Genomic DNA, 15,161 nt, shown 5'->3' on the forward strand with positions numbered 1-15,161 from the left:
CGGCGGCCCGCACCGTGAACAGCCCCTTCGCCGAAGCCATCCTGAACGGTTCGCTGCTGCTTGCCATCCCCGTGGCCCTGCTGGCCGGATTCGTCTCCTTCCTTTCGCCCTGTGTGCTGCCCCTCGTGCCGGGGTACCTTGGCTACGTCACGGGACTGACCGGCGTCGACCTCCAGAAGCAGAAGCGCGGCCGAATGCTGGCCGGCATCGGGCTCTTCGTCCTGGGTTTCTCTGTGATCTTCGTCCTGCTCGGCGGGGCGTTCGGCCAGCTGGGGACCCTGATCACCGGCACTCAGAGCAAATGGATCACCCAGCTGCTGGGCATCCTGGTGGTCATCATGGGGGTCGTTTTCATGGGCGGCTTCGGCTGGCTCCAGCGCGACGCGAAGATCCACGCCAAGCCGCCGGCGGGGCTGTGGGGCGCGCCGCTCCTGGGCATCACGTTCGGGCTGGGCTGGGCGCCGTGCATCGGGCCCACCTATTCCGCGGTCCAGCTGTTGAGCCTCTCCGGCGGATCCTCGGCGGCCAAAGGTGCGTTTCTGGCCTTCGTGTATAGCCTTGGGCTGGGGATTCCGTTCCTGCTGATCGCCCTGGCCGTGCGCCGCGGCATCGGCGTGATGTCCTTCTTCCGCAAGCACCGGCTCGCCATCCAGCGCACCGGCGGCGGCATCCTGATTGTGCTGGGCCTGCTGATGGCCAGCGGCGTGTGGGGAGCCTGGGTCTCCGGGTTGCAGTACTGGTTCCAAACTGATGTGAAATTGCCGATCTGATGAGCGAGCGAGTGAACGTAAAGAAGAAGTCCCCGGCCCCCGGCACCAAGCCCGACGCCGCCACCCCCGTCGCGGACGCTGTGGCCGCCGCAAAGGCCCAGGCCGTCCTGCCGTCGCTTGGCCCGTTGGGCATGCTCCGCTGGGCCTGGTCGCAGCTGACCAGCATGCGCACGGCGCTGTTCCTGCTCCTGATGCTTGCTGTCGCCGCGGTTCCCGGATCATTGTTCCCGCAGCGGCCCGCCAACCCCTCGATCGTCACGCAGTACATCAAGGACCACCCGGACTACGGCAAGATCCTGGAATCGCTGCAACTCTACGATGTCTACTCCTCGGCCTGGTTCTCCGCCATCTACATCCTGTTGTTCCTCTCGCTGATCGGCTGCGTGATACCCCGCGCCATCGTGCACTACAAGGCGATGCGCTCCCAGCCCCCGCGCACGCCCGCACGGCTCTCCCGGCTGCCCGAATACGGCACGCTCGTGATCCCCGCCGACGCCGGGATCCCGGCGTCGGCCGCCGTCACCGGGGCCGCCGGGCTGCTGAAGAAGCGCGGGTACCGTGTCGATATCCGGGACCACGACGGCGCGCGGCCGTCGCTGGGCGCGGAACGCGGCTTCCTGCGGGAAGTCGGCAACCTGGTGTTCCACACGGCGCTGATCGGGGTGCTGGTCTCGGTAGCGATCGGCGGTCTGTTCGGCTACAGCGGGCAGCGGATCCTGGTCGAGGGCGACACCTTTGTGAACACGCTCGTCGGCTACGACCAGTTCACCCCGGGCACCAACTTCCAGAGCAGCCAGCTCCAGCCGTACTCCGTCCAGCTGGACAAGTTCGACATCACCTTCGACCGCGAATCGAAGGGCAAGTTCGGCCAGCCCATCGACTTCAAGGCCGATGTGACCACCAAGGAAACCCCGGACGCGCCCGCCAAGAAGGACGTGCTTAAGGTCAATGATCCGCTCAGCCTCGGCGGCACCAGCGTCTACCTCACAGGCAACGGCTACGCCCCCGTCATCACGATCCGCGACGGCGCCGGAAACGTCGCGATGCAGGGCCCCGTGGTGGCCAAGCTGCAGGGCCAAAACTACTACTCCTCCGTGGTCATCAAGGTCCCCGACGCCAAGCCGGAGCAGCTCGCCTTTGCCGGCTTCTTCCTGCCCACCGCCTTCGTCACCGATCAGGGCGTGACCTTCAGCGCTGATCCCGAGCTGATCAACCCGCAGCTGACCCTGAACTCCTACTACGGCGACCTCGGCCTGGGCAGCGGCGCCCCGCAAAACGTGTTTGAACTCGATGTGCAGAAGCTGACCCCGCTCAACGCCCGCAACCTGCCCACCAAGGGCATCGTCCTGACCCCCGGTGCCAGCTACACGCTGCCGGACGGCAAGGGCTCCATCAGCTTCGACGGTGTCAAGCGGTACGTCGGCGTGGACATCCACCACAACCCGGGCCAGCTCTACGCGCTGATCTTCGCGCTCCTGGCCGTTGCCGGCCTGGTCACCTCGCTGTACGTGAACCGCCGCCGCGTCTGGGTCCGCACCGGAACACACGCGGACGGCCGCACCATGGTGGAGTACGGTCTCCTGGCCCGCGGCGAGGACCACCGGCTGGCCGGCGAAGCCGCCGCCCTCCGCACCCTGCTGGCCGCCGAATGGCGGCTCGGCGAGCAAGGCTCCTCCGCAGCGGCTACCGGCGGAGACTCCCAGTCAGCTCCCAGCGGAACAGCGGACAATGACCGGGCGGATACTGACGCGCCCGGCGCCGGTGCACACCACGCATCCCCGGAACATCCCGAAGCAGACTTCATCCAGTCAACAGCAGGCTCACACGAGCCAAAGAAGGACCAGTAATGCCGTTCCCCATCAACGAAACCATGGGCCAGTACAGCGAGCTCTTCATGCTGCTGGCTGCCGGCACCTACACGGTGGCGTTCATCGCCTTCGCCTGGGACCTGGCCAAGAGCAGCAAGATGCTGCGCGCGGTGGACCTCAAGGCCGCGGAACTCGCCGGGGCAGCCGCCGGTGCTGACACTGCAAGGATTCCCGTGGGAGCTGGCATGGGAACGGGCAGCGTTGGATCGGGCGCAGCCCGGGTCGTCGACCGCGCCGACTCGGACGTCAGCGGACCCGTGGGCCGCGCCGAGCGTCCGTCGTCGCGCACCGCGCAGGCGGGCGCCACCGGCGTCGGCCAGACCGCCGACGGCGGCATGCGCTACGGCGCCGAGCGGCGCGTACCGGCGCGGATCGCCGTCGCCTTGACCGTCCTGGGCGCCGCGATCCACGCTGCCGGCGTCATCACGCGGGCCATCGGCGCGGGCCGGGTGCCGTGGGGCAACATGTACGAATTCCTCACCACCGGCGCGTTCATGGCCGTGGCTGTCTTCCTGCTGGTGCTGATCCGCCGCGACCTGCGCTTCCTGGGAACGTTCGTGATCGGCCTGGCCATAATCATGCTCGTTGCGGCTTCCATCGCCTTCTGGACGCCGGTCGGCCACCTCGTGCCCGCACTGCAGAGCTACTGGCTGATCATCCACGTCTCCATCGCCGTGATGTCCTCCGCGCTGTTCACCCTGACTTTTGCCATGTCCGCGCTGCAGCTCGTGCAGTCGCACCGGCAGAGGACCGTCGCTGCCGGCGGCGGCGACAAGCTCGGCTTCATGCGCCTCGTGCCGACCGCGCTGAGCCTCGAGAACCTGTCCTACCGGATCAACGCGATCGCTTTCGTCGGCTGGACCTTCACGCTCATGTTCGGTGCCATCTGGGCCGAGAAGGCCTGGGGCCGGTTCTGGGGCTGGGACACCAAGGAAGTCTGGACCTTCGTGATCTGGGTGGTCTACGCCGGCTACCTGCATGCCCGCGCCACCCGCGGCTGGACCGGAACCCGCGCGGCCTGGCTGTCGATTGTGGGCTACCTGTGCGTGGTCTTCAACTTCACCATCGTGAACCAGTTCTTCAACGGACTGCACTCCTACTCTGGGCTGTAGCCTCCCGGTAGCGGTTCCGGACCCGCGCCGGACCCTCCGGACCCGCGCCGGACCCTCGGATCCCCGCTCCGGACCCTCCGACCCCGCGATTTGCCACGAACGGCCGCTAAGCCACCACGCTTAGCGGCCGTTCGCGTCAAATGGGGGTTACTTGGGCGTCAAACGAGGGTCAGTTGTGCGGTTGGCGCGGAGGGGAGGAGCCCGGGCGGTTATCCACAGCGCCAGCCGGGTGTGGGGGAGCAGCGGGCGCTGGGCGGGCGTCAATCGACCACGGTGCCGTCCCGCGATTTGCCGGAGACGGCCGCTATGAGGTTCGCTTTCAGGCCGTTTCCGGCAAATGGGCGAAACGCGGACCTGCCTGGCCTACGTGACCTCGTCCCTACTTGACCTCGTCGGTGCCCTGCGTACCGGCGTCGCCGGATTCGTGGGCGTCACCGGAGCTGCCGCTGCCTCGTGCCTCGCCGCTGCCGCCGTCGAGCTTGCGCTCCTTGGCGTCGAGCTCGTCCTTGAGCTTCTTGAGCCGATCGGCTTCGGCCTGGTTGCGGCGGCGGATTTCGAGGTTGCGCAGGAATTCGGGGTCGTCATCCGGTGCGACGGGGTGGCTGTACGTGACCGGGGCGGCCTCCGTGTTACGCGGGCGGCCAACGATGAACCACAGGACGGCGCCGATCAGCGGAAGGACGATCTGCACCACGATCCATGCCGGCTTTGAAATGCCCTTGGTCAGGCGCGGGTCTGTCCGGATCAGGTCGACCAGTCCGTAGACAAATACGACGAGTACGACGATTGGGACCACAACACGGAGCATACATTCAGTCTATCCTTCGGAGGAGTCTCCGGCGTCGGTCCCGGGTTCCAGACGGACGCCCGGCAGCCGCGGAGCCGGCGCTGGAACGCGCAACGAGTCCGGCCGGCCGCCGGGCGGCTAAACTTGGAGTGTGGCTTTCCTCAAATACACCCTGATCCGGCTGGCGCTCTTTGCGCCATTGTTCGCCCTGTTCGCCTACCTGCAGCTGGGATGGCTGCTGGCTGTCCTGTGCGCCGGAATGATGTCATTCGCCATCAGCTTCCTCTTCTTCCAGAAGCAGCGCGACGCGGCCACCGCGACACTCCACCAGCGCTTCGCCGGCAAGGCCAAGCCGCTGCGCAGCGCCGGGGAAGTGGCGGACGCCGACGCCGAAGACCGCCTGGTGGACGCAAACCCGGACATTGCCGTCCGCAAGGACAGCCGCCCCAAGGACTCCTAGAACCCTGCGCCCGGCGGCCTGGGTTACGAGCCCCCTGCCTGGCTCGGAACCCCTGCCTCAGAACCCGTGGCTCAGGACCAGGCCCAGCGAGAACAATGCGGCGTAGCCGAGGTTGATCAGTCCGGTCTGCTTGAGCACCGGAATCAGGCTCTTGCGGCGCCGCCCGGCAATCATCAGCCAGGACGGCATCAGGCTGGCCGGGATCAGCAGCAGCACCATCAGCATCCACGGCCGTCCCGGCGCGAGCACGATGACCAGCAGGATCGCGACGGCAAGCATCAGCACGTAGCTTTCGCGGGCGTGCTTGTCCCCGAGCCGCACGGCCAGGGTCTTCTTCCCGGCCTTCCGGTCGGTCGGAATGTCCCGGACGTTGTTGGCCATGAGCAAGGCGCAGGCGATGAGTCCCGTGCCGATGGCCCCGATGATGGCGGCGAGGCTGAGCTGGCCGGCCTGGGTGTAGGTTGTGCCCAGCGTGGCCACGAGCCCGAAGAAGACAAACACGAACACGTCGCCCAGGCCGAGGTAGCCGTACGGGTTCTTGCCGCCCGTGTAGCCCCAGGCGGCCAGGACACAGCCGATGCCGACCAGGATCAGCCACCACGTCTGCGTGATCACGACGAGGGACAGGCCGAAGAGCATCGCGAGCCCGAACGCGCCGAAAGCAGCCCACTTGACGTGTTCCGGGCGGGCCGCGCCGGAGCCGACCAGCCGGAGCGGCCCCACCCGGTCCTCGTCCGTGCCGCGGATGCCGTCCGAGTAGTCGTTGGCGTAGTTCACGCCGATCTGCAGCAGCAGGGCAACCAGCGCGGCCAGCACGGCGTTGAGGGGACGGAACGCATCCATCTCGTAGGCGGCTGCGGTACCGATCAGAACCGGCGCAATCGCGGCCGGCAGGGTGCGCAGTCGGGCGCCTTGGATCCATTGTGCGGCTGTGGCCACGGTCAGTACCTCGTGTTGGTTGGGTGTCGGTTCGGAAAGGCCGGGTACGGCTTGTCTATTTTCCCTGATGCAGTGAGTCCAGCAGAACAGTCATGCCCAGCCGGTCCGGCTTTCCGTTCGGCAGCATGAGAAGTCCGGCGGCAGGCAGGACGGTTTTCGGGGCCAGCTGCCCCAGCGCCGGACCCCAGGACTCGTGCCAGCGGGCCGTGAAAGCCTCGATTCCCTCCGGTGAGCTGTCGGCCAACGCGATGTACGCGGCCAGGGCCTGGCCCCACTCGGACGAGGGGACACCGGCCACGAAGGCGGCCAGCACGCCGTCGAGCTTCTCCAGCTCTGCCTGCACGTGCGCGGCGGAGACCTTGAGGCCGCCGGTGATGACGACGTCGTCCGCCCGGCCCAGCACGGTGAGCCTGCCGTCGGCGTCCAGAGCGCCGAGGTCAGTGGTGCGGTACCAGCGGACGCCGTCTTCCTCGACGAAAGTGTCCTCCGTTAGTTCGGGGGAGTCCAGGTAGCCGGCGGCAATGATCGCCCCGCCCAACAGGATGCGGCCGTCCCCACCCAGTTTCACCTCGACGCCGTCGAGCGGGACGCCGTCGTAGACGCAGCCGCCGCAGGTCTCGGCGGAGCCGTAGGTGGTGACCACCCGCACGCCGGCCCCGCGCGCCGCGGCGAGCAGTTCAGCGGACGCGGGTGCCCCGCCCAGCAGGATGGCGTTGAAGCGCCGGAGCACCGCGAGGGTGTCCGCCGACGGCGAATCCAGCAGCCGCCGCAGCTGGGTCGGGACGAGCGAGGTGAAGCGGATCTTGTCCGTGAGTTCGAGGGCCGCGGCGGTGAAGGCCTCGGGGGTGAAGCCGCCGCTGAGGTCCATGGCCCAGGGCCGGGTCCCCGCGAACAGGGAGCGGACCAGCACCTGGACGCCGGCCACATACTGCAGGGGCAGGGCCAGCAGCCACTGCCCTTCGCCCCGGAGCGCCTGCGCGGTGGCCATGGAGGAGGCGGCCAGCGCGTCGAGGGTGAGGACCGTGGCCTTCGGCGTGCCGGTGGAGCCGGAGGTCCGCACCACGACGGCGGCGTCCTCGAAGCCCGGCGTTTCGACAAGCCCTACGGCCAGGCCGCCGTCGCGGGCGGCGCAAAGTTCGACGGCGGGTCCTTCACCGCGCAGGGCTGCGGCCAGTGCCGTCAGCGCGGGTTCGATATTCACAGCTCCGGAAGTCACGGTTTCCGCCTTAGAAGTAGTAAGGGAACTTGGACCAGTCGGGGTCGCGCTTTTCGAGGAAGGCGTCCTTGCCTTCCACGGCCTCGTCCGTCATGTACGCCAGGCGGGTGGCTTCGCCGGCGAAGACCTGCTGGCCGGCCAACCCGTCGTCGGCCAGGTTGAACGCGAACTTGAGCATGCGGAGGGCCTGCGGGGACTGCCGGGCGATGTCCGCGGCGTATTCCAGGGCCACGTCTTCAAGGCGCGCGTGGTCCACGGCCTCGTTGACGGCGCCCATCCGGACCATGTCATCGGCGGTGTATTCGCGGGCCAGGAAGAAGATCTCGCGGGCCGCCTTCTGGCCGATCTGGCGGGCCAGCAGTGCGGAGCCGTAACCGGCATCGAAGCTGCCCACGGTCGCGTCCGTCTGCTTGAACTTGCCGTGCTGGCGGGAGGCGATGGTGAGGTCCGAGACCACGTGCAGGGAGTGCCCTCCGCCGGCCGCCCAGCCGTTCACGACGGCGATGACCACCTTGGGCATGGTGCGCATGAGCCGCTGGACTTCCAGGATGTGGAGCCGGCCGGCGCGGGCGGGGTCGATGGTCTCCTGGGTCTCGCCGTCCGCATAACGGTACCCGTCCCTGCCGCGGATCCGCTGGTCCCCGCCGGAGCAGAACGAGTGCCCGCCGTCCTTGGGGGAGGGGCCGTTGCCCGTGAGCAGGACCGCGGCGACGTCGGGGGTCATCCGGGCGTGGTCCATGGCGCGGTAGAGCTCGTCCACGGTGCCGGGGCGGAAGGCGTTGCGGACCTCGGGCCGGTTGAACGCGATGCGGACCGTGGGCAGGTCCCTGACGTGCGAGCCATCCGCGGAGCGTTCCACCTGCCGGTGGTATGTCATGTCCTGGAAGTCGTCGAAACCGGACACGGTGCGCCACCGGGTGGGGTCAAAGACGTCGGATACCTTGGCGGGGATTTCGTTGCTCACAGTCCGAGTGTAGTAATCGGCTCAGCTGATGCAGAACTCGTTGCCCTCCGGGTCCGCCATGGTGTGCCAGGAATGCGGCCCCTGGCTGGCGGTCCAGAGGAAGGTGGCGCCGCGCGCTTCGAGCGCGGCCCGCACGGCGTCCTTGTCCGCGCCGGCGAGGTTCACGTCCCAATGGATCCGGTTCTTGATGGTTTTTTGCTCCGGCACCGTCTGGAAGAGTATGCGGCGGGTGGGTGGTTTGGCGTCGAGGTCTTCGGGCGGGCGGATGGCTGCCCCGGCACCCCACACGAGTTTGCCGTTGTGCCGGAGCGTGTCGGCCTCGGTGGCGAAGCCCTGTTCGATCATGGAGCGGATGAAGTTCTCGTCCTGCGGCTCCACGGCCCAGTCCAGGGTTTCGGCCCACCAGTCGGCAAGCTCGTGCGGGTTGGTGCAGTCGACGGCGATCTGGATGTTGAGTGTCATGGAAAGAAACTACGACGTCGGCGCCCGCGCCGGTAGGGCCCCCACGCCGCGAGATGGCATTTCGCGGCAGTGTTTGGCCGCGCACTGCCGTGATCTGCCACCTCGGCGGCGGCGTCGCGGGACAACGCGGTTAGCCCTGGATCTGCTGCAGCTGCTCCAGGATCTCCGGCGGGATCGCGTAGATGAAGACGACGGCCAGGAGGTTCTTGGCCGCGTGGACGAAGTAGGAGAACATCACGTTCTTCCCGGTCCAGACGTAGACGAACACCAGGACGGCGCCCAGGGCGAGATAGGGCATCAGCACCTGCAGGGTCAGTTGCTCCTGGCCGACGATGTGCAGGGCCGCGAACAGCCCGACGGACAGGGCGCAGCAGACCCAGAGGTTGACCCGCCCGCTCAGCTTGCCGATCAGCAGGTGGCGGAAGATGTACTCCTCCACAAACGGGCCCACGATCACCAGCAGGGGCACCATCAGCCAGGCCGGCACCTGCTGCATGAGGGCCTGGAGACCGGCCTGGTTGGCGGACGTCTGCACGGGTCCGCTGAGCGCCACCAGGACCGCGGTGAGGATGAGCATCGCCACGACCGCCAGCGGGACCATGAGCAGCGTGAACCACGGCCTGGTGGCCAGGACGCGGAGGTCGCGGGCGGCAACGTGCCGGGCGGCGGCCAGGGCCAGGATGCCGATGGTCCCGTAAAAGATCAGGTTCACGGAGTAGGACGCCACTGCCGGGTTCGGCGACAGCTGGAGCAGCAGCGGCGCGAGCAGATCGCCGGCCAGGGCAAAGAACGCGGCCACGGCCAAATAGAGTCCCACGGTGGTGAGATCCAGCCTCGAGAACCGGTAAAGCTCCGGCCTCGGCGCTGGTGGAGTACGGAGAGCTGTGCCCATGCCACCAGCCTAATGCCGGCTCGGATGTTGCCCGCGTCACTGTGCGGCCCGGAAAGCTAGTACGATGGATGAGCCGCGCGAAGCTTCGACCCTTTGTGAGATTCGGTACACATTGTTGCCCCTTTGGGGATTTACTCCGAATTACGTGTGCCCGAATCCACGGTCCAGTCCCGGCCATACCCCGACCACAAGGAATTGTTGTGCCACAAAGTACTTCCACCGAACTCAAGAGCGCGCCGGCGCAATCCGCCGTCGTCGACTCGACTCTCAGCGCCGAGGGTTACAAGAAGACCCTGAGCGGCCGCCACGTGACCATGATCTCCATGGGCGGCGCCATCGGCGTCGGCCTCTTCATGGGTGCCGGCGGGCGCCTGGCCTCGACCGGGCCGGCGCTGATCTTCTCCTACGCCATTGCCGGCGTCATCGCCTACCTGCTGATGCGGGCCCTCGGCGAGCTCATCATGTACCGCCAGACCTCCGGCTCCTTCGTCAGCTATGCCGGCGAAATGTTCGGCAAGAAGGGCGCCTTCCTGTCCGGTTGGATGTACTTCATCAACTGGGGCATGACCGGAATCGCGGAACTCATCGCGATCGGACTGTACTTCCAGTTCTTCTTCCCCAACGTGCCGGTCGAGGCGTCCGCCATTGCGGCGTTGGCCCTGCTCGTGGCCGTGAACCTGCTCAGCGTCAAGGCGTTCGGCGAATTTGAATTCTGGGCGTCCTGCCTCAAGGTCGGCGCGATTCTGATCTTCCTGGCCGTCGGCACCTTCATGGTGGTCACCAACGCCAAGGTGGGCGTCGGCCACGCCTCCGTGGCGAACCTCTTTGACGGCGACGGCGGCATGTTCCCCAAGGGCGCCCTCGTGATGGTGCTCGTCCTGAACGCCGTCATCTTCGCCTACAACGGCATCGAACTCGTCGGCATCACTGCCGGTGAGATGCAGAATCCCAAGCGCGAGGTGCCCAAGGCGATCCGCGCCGTCGTGCTCCGTATCGTGGTCTTCTACGTCGGTTCCGTCCTGCTCCTGGCCATGCTGCTGCCCTCCGACCAGTACAAGGCCGGCGTCTCGCCGTTCGTCACCGTGTTCGGCCAGATGGGCCTTGGCTGGGTGGGTGACGTCATGAACATGATCGTCATTACCGCCGCGCTGTCGTCGTGCAACTCGGGCCTGTATTCGATCGGCCGCGTCTTCCGCACCATGGCCAACAACGGCCATGCCCCGCAGTGGCTCACCAAGATGTCATCTCGCCATGTGCCGTACGCGGCCATCCTCGCCATCGCCGCGTTCTACCTCGTGGGCATCCTGCTCAACATCTGGCTCGGCGGCTCGCACGCCTTCGACCTCGCACTCAACACCGCATCCATCGGAGTCATCTTCACCTGGGGTGCCATCTTCGCCAGCCAGATCGCACTGCGCCAGCAGAAGGGCCGGGTCTCCGGCCTGCCGATGCCGGGTTCGCCGTGGACCAGCTGGGCGGGACTCGTAGCGCTGCTGGCCATCACGGTGCTGATCGGCTTCGACACAATGACGAACAAGGCCACCGGCGAGGTGTTCCAGCTGGGCCTATGGACCCTGGCCACCGTCCCGTTCTTCGCCCTCGTGCTGTGGCTTGGCTGGCAGAAGGTCAAGAACAACGAGCCCAAGAGCGAGCTCTTCAGCTAGTAATCACCGGCTAGGAATCGCGACGACGGCGGCGGTCACCCTCAGGAGGTGGCCGCCGCCGCTCACGTCCCCGCTCATCTCCCCGTCGGTTGCTGCGTAGGTGCCCTTATCAGGCCCCACAGGGGCACTTACGGAGCAGTCGATGAGGGTTTAGCCCAACAGGTGCTTGGCGAAGTGGTCCTCGATCCGTTGCCACGCCTCCGGTGCCGACTGCGGATCCGGCCCGATGCCCAGGACGCGGATCAGCGGCCGCAATAGCCTAGGCCCCTCCTCCGCATCATTGAGGAAGGCGTGCCCGGCAGTGGGGAACTCCTTGATGTCGTGGTCCACCCCTAACTGGTCGAGCACGGACGCCAGTTTTGCCGCCTCGCCGGGCAGGGTGCGGTCCTTGCCGCCGAAGTTGGCCACGATGGGGCAGGCGCCTGACAGGGCCGCCTCAGGGTCTTTGGGCCGCCTGCCGTAGTTGACGGCCGCCGCATCGAAGCCGTCGTTGGCCAGGAGCAGGGCAAAGCCGCCGCCCATGCAGAAACCGATGACGCCGATCTTGCCCGTGGTGCGCCCGGATTCCAGCAGCCAGGCCCGCGCCGTGGCCAGATCCGTGAAAGCGCGCCCCTTGGCCGCCGCGAGCGCGCGCATCGTGGAGACGAGGCAACGGCGGGCCCCGCCGTCGCTGAACAGGTCTACGGCCAGCGTCAGATAGCCCGCGGCTGCCATCCGGTCCGCGTGGCGGACCGTGATGTCGTTGAGGCCGAAGGCTTCGTGGATCATCAGGACCGCTGGAAAGGGCCCGTCCCCCTCCGGCGCCGCCAGGTAGCCGCGGAGCACCGGTGAACCGCCGGCGGCTATGCTGGCCCGGCTGAGATCGACGTTGCTGGGATCGCCGTTGCCGGGATCGTCGCGGCCCGCATTGGTCCTTGGCATGGAAGTCCTCCCGTTTGCGTTGTCCGGCCATTCTTACAAGAACTTTCGGGCGTGCGGCAGCACTGGGACGTATTGGGCATCCATGGGCACAAATGGGCACAAAAAAGCGGCGCCGGACATCCCCCAAAGGAAAGTCCGACGCCGCCTCTATTGTATGAAGTGGCGCTGGAAGGACTAGTCCCTCTTGACGGCGTCCTTGACGTTTTCGCCGACCTTCTTGGCGTCGGCTACGACCTGGTCCTTCTGGCCTTCGGCACGCAACTGGTCGTTGTCCGTAGCGTTTCCAGCAGCTTCCTTGGCCTTGCCGCCAAGGTGCTTTGCTTCGTTCTGAATCTTGTCTCCGATACCCATGGTGTGAAGCACCTTTCGTTTCCGGTTGAAATTCAACGTTCTTTCACCATAACACAAAGCATGCTTACTAATTCAAGGGGCCGCGTTGACTCATCAAAGATGCCCGCGTAGCCGTATTCGAAGAATCATTTGAGAATGCCCGCGTAGCGGCGTGTCCGCCGGGCCGGTGTCCGCCGCTTCGGCATTGTGAGCCATGGAGCTTTCGATGAGTGAACGCAGGGCTGTCACGAAGACCATCGCAACCCGCTACGTCCGTTCGGGCCGGGCGGCGAAGAAGCAGGTTCTGGATGAGCTGTGCGCGACGACGGGCTGGCACCGCGACCATGCCCGCAAGGCGCTGCGGATGGCACTGGTGCTGAAGGTTGCCCGGCCCAGGGCGCCCCGGCCGCCGCTCTACGGGGAGCAAGTGATCGAGGCTCTGCGGTTCTGCTGGGCGGTCCAGGGCACCCCGTGCGGGCGGCTGCTCGCGGCCGCGCTGCCGGATCTGGTGCCGCGCCTGCGACGGTTCAAGGAACTTCAGATTGATGCCGGCACGGCCGCACTGCTGCTGCGGATCGCGCCGGCGACGATTGACCGCCGGCTCCGGGCGGACCGGGTGAAACTGGATCCGCGGGGCCGGTCCCATACCAAGCCCGGTACGTTGCTGAAGGACTCCATCCAGATGCGGACCTGGGCTGAATGGGATGACGCGGTGCCCGGTTTCGTCGAGATTGATCTGGTCGGCCACGAGGGCGGGAACAGTGCCGGTGAGTTCTGTTTCACCCTTGATATCACTGACATCGCGACCGGCTGGACCGAAACCCGGTCCGTGAAGAACAAGGCGCAGAAATGGGTCTTCGAAGCCATCAGGGACGCCACCGCGGCGTTTCCCTTTCCGATCCTGGGCATCGACTCGGACAACGGCTCGGAGTTCATTAATTGGGAGCTGTTCCGGTGGTGCGAGCAGGAGAAACTGACGTTCACGCGGTCCCGGTCCGGGAACAAGAATGACGGGGCGCACGTGGAGCAGAAGAACTGGCACATCGTGCGCCAGACGGTCGGCTACCACCGGTACGACACTGCCCGCGAGCTGGAGCTGCTGAACCGGATCTGGGACCTGCAGAGACTGCTCACCAACCATTTCGGACCCCAGCAGAAACTCGTCGCGAAGGTCCGCACCGGCGCGAAGATCAGCAAGAAATACGACCTTCCCGCGACCCCGTTCCAGCGCGTCCTGGCAGACACCGGCACCGTCGCCCGGGATGTGAAGGCCCGGTTGAAGCGGGAGAACAAACCCTTGAACCCGGCCGCGATCCAGCGTCAGGTCCAGGCCCTTTCCGCAGAGCTCCTGACCCTGACCACCGCCAAACAGGCCGCCAAACCCCGGCCGGCTACCCGGGCAAAATCAGATGATTCCACGAACCAGCCCAGGCGGGCATCTTGACATGATTCCTCGGGGGGGCGGAGTCCCGCGGGTTGACGGTGCGGGGTTGTTGCCGCCGGCCACGGCGGTATGGATCCCGGCGGGGTGAAATTTTCCCGTACCGCGGGCTAGGCTCGACGTCATGGACCACAAGACCAGCCTCACGCAACACATCAACGCTCCGGCGGACAAGGTGTGGGCAGTCGTTTCGGACATTCCGGGATCGGCCGCAATGCTGTCCGGCATCGACTCGATCGAGATGCTCACCGAAGGCCCCTACGGCGAGGGCACCCGCTGGAAGGAAACCCGCAACATGATGGGGCGCTCCGAAACAGTGGAGATGTGGGTCTCGGACTGCGAGCCGCCCTCGCCCGGCCGCGGCGGCAGCGCCACAGTGAAGGCACTCCAGGGCGGCGCCGACTACACCTCCCGGTTCGCGCTGGCGGAGCGCGACGGCGGGACGGACCTCACGCTGACGTTCGGCGCCGAGGTGGTCAAACCCACCCGGCTCAGCAAAATCATGATGGCCGTGTTCGGCCCGCTCGGAATGCGCATCACCCGCAATGCCTTGGCCAAGGACCTGGCGGAAATCGCGGCAAAAGCCGAGTCCCTGTGATGGTGCGGCGCACGCCTGCCGCCAAAGCGTCCAAAGTCGCTCCTCCGCGCCTCACGCCCGTCCAGCCGGGGGAGTTGCGGGATGATCTTTCGCCGGATTTCCAACGAGGTGAGCGGTACGACGGCGTCCGGTACAGCCGCGCGTCAGCCGACGGTCTGGAGCTCAGCGGCACGGATTTCGCCGAGTGTGAATTCGCTGGGGTCTCCTTCAATGAAACCCAGCTGCGCGGCGCCACCCTCCGTGACTGCATCCTGACGGAGGTGTACGCCCCGGTTTTCATGGCGGCCCGGACGAGCCTGCGGGACGTGGAGATCGGCAATCCGCGCTGGGGTTCCGCCGAGTTGTATGAGAGCGCCTGGCAGTCGGTGCGGATCGACGGCGGCAAGCTGGACTACGTGAACCTGCGCGGCTCCAAACTGACCGACGTGCAGATCAGCGATTGCATCATCAACGAACTCGATCTCGGATCGTGCACCGCCACGCGGGTCGCGTTGAAGAACTGCACCATCGGCACCCTGGATTTCAGCGGCGCGAAGCTCAAGGACTTCGACCTCCGGGGCACGGACTTCCGCGTGATCAGCGGGCTGGGCAGCCTGTCAGGTCTCGTGATCGACGACTACCAGCTCACGCTGCTGGCTCCGCTGCTGGCCGGCCACCTCGGCGTCGTCGTCCCGTAATCCCGCGGGATCCGGTTGACCCACTTGCCCCGCCGTGTAATCTTTATAGAACGAACGGTC

Annotated in this window: 16 protein-coding genes; 8 read left to right on the forward strand and 8 right to left on the reverse strand. The window is 66.6% G+C overall.

Annotated elements, in window-relative coordinates; translation table 11 throughout:
* Nucleotides 1–14 precede the first annotated feature (14 nt).
* Genes ACQCSY_RS13135 through ccsB form a run of 3 tightly spaced genes read left to right on the forward strand, consistent with a single transcriptional unit; the run spans nucleotide 15 to nucleotide 3,750 of the window.
* Nucleotides 15–770: a cytochrome c biogenesis CcdA family protein gene (locus ACQCSY_RS13135; RefSeq protein WP_427129397.1), complete on the forward strand. Its 756-nt coding sequence runs from the start codon at nucleotides 15–17 to the stop codon at nucleotides 768–770.
* A complete protein-coding gene (resB, locus tag ACQCSY_RS13140; protein WP_427129399.1) occupies nucleotides 770–2,617 on the forward strand; it encodes a cytochrome c biogenesis protein ResB in 1,848 nt (615 codons plus the stop codon). The genes ACQCSY_RS13135 and resB overlap by 1 nt, the downstream gene beginning before the upstream one ends.
* Entirely contained in the window at nucleotides 2,617–3,750 is a 1,134-nt protein-coding gene (ccsB, locus tag ACQCSY_RS13145; protein ID WP_427129400.1) for a c-type cytochrome biogenesis protein CcsB, read from the forward strand. The genes resB and ccsB overlap by 1 nt, the downstream gene beginning before the upstream one ends.
* Before the next feature lie 379 nt (nucleotides 3,751–4,129).
* On the opposite strand, the gene ACQCSY_RS13150 is transcribed toward ccsB, so the two are convergent.
* Nucleotides 4,130–4,558: a PLD nuclease N-terminal domain-containing protein gene (locus ACQCSY_RS13150; RefSeq protein ID WP_427129401.1), complete on the reverse strand. Its 429-nt coding sequence runs from the start codon at nucleotides 4,556–4,558 to the stop codon at nucleotides 4,130–4,132.
* A 130-nt stretch (nucleotides 4,559–4,688) separates the two neighbouring features.
* On the opposite strand from ACQCSY_RS13150, the gene ACQCSY_RS13155 reads away from it, so the two are divergent.
* Nucleotides 4,689–4,997: a DUF4229 domain-containing protein gene (locus ACQCSY_RS13155; RefSeq protein WP_427129403.1), complete on the forward strand. Its 309-nt coding sequence runs from the start codon at nucleotides 4,689–4,691 to the stop codon at nucleotides 4,995–4,997.
* A gap of 57 nt (nucleotides 4,998–5,054) precedes the next feature.
* On the opposite strand, the gene ACQCSY_RS13160 is transcribed toward ACQCSY_RS13155, so the two are convergent.
* From ACQCSY_RS13160 to ACQCSY_RS13180, 5 genes are all read right to left on the reverse strand, one after another.
* On the reverse strand, nucleotides 5,055–5,936 hold the full coding sequence (locus ACQCSY_RS13160) for a 1,4-dihydroxy-2-naphthoate polyprenyltransferase (RefSeq protein ID WP_427129405.1): 882 nt from the start codon (nucleotides 5,934–5,936) through the stop codon (nucleotides 5,055–5,057).
* Nucleotides 5,937–5,991: 55 nt separating this feature from the next.
* Nucleotides 5,992–7,152 (reverse strand): AMP-binding protein, encoded by a 1,161-nt coding sequence (locus tag ACQCSY_RS13165; RefSeq protein WP_427129406.1) that lies wholly within the window; start codon nucleotides 7,150–7,152, stop codon nucleotides 5,992–5,994.
* A gap of 10 nt (nucleotides 7,153–7,162) precedes the next feature.
* Nucleotides 7,163–8,116: a 1,4-dihydroxy-2-naphthoyl-CoA synthase gene (locus ACQCSY_RS13170; RefSeq protein ID WP_427129407.1), complete on the reverse strand. Its 954-nt coding sequence runs from the start codon at nucleotides 8,114–8,116 to the stop codon at nucleotides 7,163–7,165.
* A 21-nt stretch (nucleotides 8,117–8,137) separates the two neighbouring features.
* A complete protein-coding gene (locus ACQCSY_RS13175; protein WP_427129408.1) occupies nucleotides 8,138–8,578 on the reverse strand; it encodes a VOC family protein in 441 nt (146 codons plus the stop codon).
* Nucleotides 8,579–8,708: 130 nt separating this feature from the next.
* A complete protein-coding gene (locus ACQCSY_RS13180) occupies nucleotides 8,709–9,470 on the reverse strand; it encodes a CPBP family intramembrane glutamic endopeptidase (protein ID WP_427129409.1) in 762 nt (253 codons plus the stop codon).
* A 200-nt stretch (nucleotides 9,471–9,670) separates the two neighbouring features.
* Here ACQCSY_RS13180 and ACQCSY_RS13185 point away from each other — a divergent pair, with 200 nt between their 5' ends.
* Nucleotides 9,671–11,134, forward strand: coding sequence for an amino acid permease (locus tag ACQCSY_RS13185; protein WP_427129411.1), 1,464 nt, complete (start codon nucleotides 9,671–9,673; stop codon nucleotides 11,132–11,134).
* A 150-nt stretch (nucleotides 11,135–11,284) separates the two neighbouring features.
* Here the strand turns inward: ACQCSY_RS13185 and ACQCSY_RS13190 are convergent, their stop codons facing one another.
* Together ACQCSY_RS13190 and ACQCSY_RS13195 are read right to left on the reverse strand one after the other, a co-directional pair.
* Complete coding sequence (locus tag ACQCSY_RS13190; RefSeq protein ID WP_427129412.1) at nucleotides 11,285–12,055, reverse strand: dienelactone hydrolase family protein; 771 nt, start codon at nucleotides 12,053–12,055, stop codon at nucleotides 11,285–11,287.
* A 174-nt stretch (nucleotides 12,056–12,229) separates the two neighbouring features.
* Nucleotides 12,230–12,406 carry a CsbD family protein gene (locus tag ACQCSY_RS13195; protein ID WP_427129413.1) on the reverse strand — a complete coding sequence of 59 codons (177 nt, stop codon included), beginning with the start codon at nucleotides 12,404–12,406 and terminating at the stop codon, nucleotides 12,230–12,232.
* A gap of 205 nt (nucleotides 12,407–12,611) precedes the next feature.
* Between ACQCSY_RS13195 and ACQCSY_RS13200 the strand changes: the two genes are divergently transcribed.
* The 3 genes from ACQCSY_RS13200 to ACQCSY_RS13210 all read left to right on the forward strand — a co-directional run bounded on the left by ACQCSY_RS13200 (nucleotide 12,612) and on the right by ACQCSY_RS13210 (nucleotide 15,101).
* The gene (locus tag ACQCSY_RS13200; RefSeq protein ID WP_427128786.1) at nucleotides 12,612–13,829 is read left to right on the forward strand and encodes an integrase catalytic domain-containing protein; all 1,218 of its coding nucleotides are present in this window, start codon (nucleotides 12,612–12,614) and stop codon (nucleotides 13,827–13,829) included.
* A 121-nt stretch (nucleotides 13,830–13,950) separates the two neighbouring features.
* Nucleotides 13,951–14,424, forward strand: a complete 474-nt coding sequence (locus ACQCSY_RS13205) for an SRPBCC family protein (RefSeq protein ID WP_427129414.1) — start codon at nucleotides 13,951–13,953, stop codon at nucleotides 14,422–14,424.
* Complete coding sequence (locus ACQCSY_RS13210) at nucleotides 14,424–15,101, forward strand: pentapeptide repeat-containing protein (protein ID WP_427129415.1); 678 nt, start codon at nucleotides 14,424–14,426, stop codon at nucleotides 15,099–15,101. Before ACQCSY_RS13205 ends, ACQCSY_RS13210 begins: the two co-directional genes overlap by 1 nt.
* Nucleotides 15,102–15,161: the final 60 nt, after the last annotated feature.

Origin of the sequence: Pseudarthrobacter sp. S9 (assembly GCF_050156545.1) — a bacterium.
GTDB lineage: Bacteria > Actinomycetota > Actinomycetes > Actinomycetales > Micrococcaceae > Arthrobacter.

Coding starts and splice junctions, on each gene's coding strand:
- resB (WP_427129399.1), top strand. CDS start 770: ATGAGCGAGCGAGTGAACGTAAAGAAGAAGTCCCCGGCCCCCGGCACC.
- ccsB (WP_427129400.1), top strand. CDS start 2,617: ATGCCGTTCCCCATCAACGAAACCATGGGCCAGTACAGCGAGCTCTTC.
- ACQCSY_RS13150 (WP_427129401.1), bottom strand. CDS start 4,558: ATGCTCCGTGTTGTGGTCCCAATCGTCGTACTCGTCGTATTTGTCTAC.
- ACQCSY_RS13175 (WP_427129408.1), bottom strand. CDS start 8,578: ATGACACTCAACATCCAGATCGCCGTCGACTGCACCAACCCGCACGAG.
- ACQCSY_RS13180 (WP_427129409.1), bottom strand. CDS start 9,470: ATGGGCACAGCTCTCCGTACTCCACCAGCGCCGAGGCCGGAGCTTTAC.
- ACQCSY_RS13190 (WP_427129412.1), bottom strand. CDS start 12,055: ATGCCAAGGACCAATGCGGGCCGCGACGATCCCGGCAACGGCGATCCC.
- ACQCSY_RS13195 (WP_427129413.1), bottom strand. CDS start 12,406: ATGGGTATCGGAGACAAGATTCAGAACGAAGCAAAGCACCTTGGCGGC.
- ACQCSY_RS13200 (WP_427128786.1), top strand. CDS start 12,612: ATGAGTGAACGCAGGGCTGTCACGAAGACCATCGCAACCCGCTACGTC.
- ACQCSY_RS13205 (WP_427129414.1), top strand. CDS start 13,951: ATGGACCACAAGACCAGCCTCACGCAACACATCAACGCTCCGGCGGAC.
- ACQCSY_RS13210 (WP_427129415.1), top strand. CDS start 14,424: ATGGTGCGGCGCACGCCTGCCGCCAAAGCGTCCAAAGTCGCTCCTCCG.